Source organism: Actinomadura fibrosa (assembly GCF_900659615.1).
Lineage (GTDB): Bacteria > Actinomycetota > Actinomycetes > Streptosporangiales > Streptosporangiaceae > Spirillospora > Spirillospora fibrosa.
Window position 1 is genome coordinate 1 of sequence record NZ_CAACUY010000479.1, and the last position, 3,020, is coordinate 3,020.

The 3,020-nt window shown below is 76.2% G+C and carries 3 protein-coding genes; all 3 read left to right on the forward strand.

Annotation, left to right across the window (positions count from 1 at the left end):
• The coding region (locus E1300_RS51090) for a hypothetical protein (protein WP_165503348.1) at positions 1 to 1,184 on the forward strand (1,184 nt) is incomplete at its 5' end.
• Between the two features lie 152 nt (positions 1,185 to 1,336).
• Positions 1,337 to 2,284 (forward strand): MbnB/TglH/ChrH family RiPP precursor modification enzyme, encoded by a 948-nt coding sequence (locus tag E1300_RS48810; RefSeq protein ID WP_131764054.1) that lies wholly within the window; start codon positions 1,337 to 1,339, stop codon positions 2,282 to 2,284.
• On the forward strand, positions 2,281 to 3,020 hold a 740-nt coding region (locus E1300_RS48815; protein ID WP_131764055.1), incomplete at its 3' end, for a hypothetical protein. The genes E1300_RS48810 and E1300_RS48815, both read left to right, overlap by 4 nt.

Here is a 3,020-nt window from a genome sequence, read left to right on the forward strand (position 1 = left end):
CGTCCGCCCTGCTGCTCGGCTCGGCCTCCGCCGCGGGCCGGATCGGAGCCGACCCGCTGGCCCGCATCGCCGGGCGCGGGGCCTTCGCGCTCGCCCGGCCGCTGGACGCGCCGACCGAGTATCCGGCGGGCCTCGCGGCGCTGCGGCCCGATCCGGGGCTGTGGCTGCGGACCTTCACCGAGCGCCTCGGCGGCTACCCCACGCACACGCGCGGCCATCCGCCGCTGCCGATGCTGGTGCTGTGGGCGCTGGAGCGGGCGGGTCTCGGCGGGACGGGCTGGGCGGCGGCGCTCATCATCGCGGCCGGGACGTCGTCGGTGGCGGCGATCGCCGTGACGGTGCGGCGGCTGGCGGGGGAGCGGACCGCCCGCGCGGCCGTGCCGTTCCTGGTGCTGGCGCCGCTGGCGCTGTGGATCGCGACCGCGATGGACGCGTTCTTCCTGGGCGTGGGCGCCTGGGGCACGGCCCTCCTCGCCCTCGCGGCCCCCGGCGGGAGGCGGGCGGCGCGGCTCGCGGCGGCGGCCGGGGGCGGGCTGCTGCTCGGGAGCCTGCCTTATCTCAGCTACGGGCTGCTGCCGCTGTTCGCGGTCCCGGCGGCGGTGCTCGTCGTCAGGCGACCGGGCCGCGCGGCGCTCGCCGTGATGGGCGCGGGGCTGGCGGTGGTGCCGGCCGCGTTGACGCTCGCGGGCTTCTGGTGGCCGGACGGGGTCCGGGCCACGCTGGACACCTACCTGATCAGCCGCGGGTCGGCGCAGCGGTCCTACGCCTACTTCCTGTTCGCCGACCTGGCCGTGCTCGGGCTGCTCGTCGGGCCCGCGGTGGCGCAAGCGCTGCCGGGGACGCTGGCGTCGCTGTGGCAGGCGGCCAAGGCGAGCGTCGCCTCGCGCACGTTCTGGCGCGTCCGTCCGCCAACGGCGTCGGCGCCGCTCGCCGAGCCCGTGACGCTCGCCGGTGCTCCGGCGCTCCCCGCGACCGTGGGTCTCCTTGCGGCCGCCGCGCTGCTGGGCGTGCTCGTCCTGGACGTGTCGGGGGTGACGAAGGGCGAGGTGGAGCGGATCTGGGTGCCGTTCGCGGCCTGGCTCCTGGTCGCCGCGGGCGCGCACCGGCCGCCGTCGCGGTGGTGGCTGGCCGGGCAGGCAGTGACGGCGCTGGCCGTGCAGGCCCTCGTGCTGTCGGAGTGGTGACCGGGTGGGTGACCGCCCCGCCAAGATCACTTTGGGCAACTGTTAGCCGGGCCGTGGGGTGCGCGGCCCCGACGCTTGGGCACTCTCAGTAGCGATCGATATCGCAGAGTGATAGATCTGTGCGCCTTGACATTGGTCATCTGGGGGAGGGCATGGTGACGGTGCTTCCGGATCTCGGCTCGGGGCTGGGCCATCGGGCCGAGCTGGCGGACGCCATCGACGAGCACGCCGGGCGGATCGACTGGCTGGAAGTGATCACCGAGAACGTGCTGTACGCCCCGGCGGACGACCGCGAGCGCCTGCGCGACCTCGCCCGCCGGTTCCCGGTCGTCCCGCACGGGGTGGAGCTGTCCATCGGCTCCGACCGGGAGCCGGACCCCGGCTACGTGGAGGCGCTCGCGGATCTCGTCGAGGAGATCGACGCGCCGTGGTTCAGCGACCACCTGTGCTTCACCAGGACGGACCGGATCGCGCTCGGGCTGCTGGCGCCGCTGCCGCGGACGAGCGAGCTGGCGCGGCGGCTCGGGCGCAAGGCGCAGCGGGTGCAGGACGCGGTCGGCCGCCCGTTCCTGCTGGAGAACATCACCTACTACGTGGACATGGCGACGCCGCTGACGGAGGCGCAGTTCATCGCCGAGGTGATGGAGCACTGCGACTGCGGCCTGCTGCTCGATCTGGCGAACCTGGACATCAACGCCCGCAACCACGGCTTCGACCCGCTGGAGTTTCTCGACACCGTCCCGGTCGAGCGGGTCGTGCAGGTGCACCTCGCCGGCGGATACGAGGCGGGAGCAGACCCCGGCGCCACGACGGACACCGGGACGGGCGACGGGGCGGGCCTGCACGCCGCCGGGGACGCCGAGCTGGCGATCGACAGCCATGCCACGCAGGTGCCCGACCGGGTATGGGACCTGCTCGACGAGCTGCTGGCGCGCACGCATGTGAACGCCACGCTGGTGGAGCGCGACCAGCGGTTCCCCGACGACTTCGGGGAGCTGCTCGCAGAGGTCGACCGGGCCCGGGCCGCGCTCCGGAACGCCCAAGGCGCCGCGGCCGTGCCGCCGTCCGCGGGCTCGGCCACGAGGGCGGGCGTGCGATGAGCGTGCAGGAGGCGCTGGCGGCGGTCCTGACGTCCGAGGAGGAGCACGCGCTGCTGCGCGACGACCCGGCCCGGCTCCAGCGGCGGTACGGGCTCAGCGACGCCGAGCTGGCGATGCTGGCCGGTGCGCGCCCGGCCGGGTTCCGCGTGACGCGCACGAACGTCCAGGGGAAGCTGCGGCGCGCCGTCACGGCGTTCCTGCCGCTGACGGTGGCCGAGCTGACCGAGCGGCACGCCGCGCTGTGGGAGGAGTTCGTCGCCCGGACGGTCCGGCGCCCGCAGTCGGACGGGCGCGCGCCCGGGCTGTGGGAGGCCGAGCGCCTGGTGGCGTGGCTGTCGGAGCGGGCGACGCCGCCGCTGGCCGACCACGCCCGGTACGAGCTGGCCCGCGTGACGCTGTCCCGGGACCGGGAGGCGGCGCGCGCGGCACGCGACCACGTCGCGCCCGCGCCCGGCGACGCGCTGGCGGTGTCGGCGGCGGTGCGGGTCGTGGGGTTCGAGCACGACGTCACCGCGGGGTCGCCGATCGCCGAGCTGCCGTCCGCGCGCACCACGGTGCTGCTGCGGCGCCGGTGGGGCTCGCCGCCGGTGCAGGCCTACCGGATCGGCGACGGCACCGCCGCGCTGCTGGCGCTCTGCGACGGCACCCGCACGGCGGACGAGGCCGCGTCGGCGGTCGGCGGCGACCGGGAGCAGGCGTCGGCGGTCCTCGCCGGCCTGGCGGAGGCGGGTGTGCT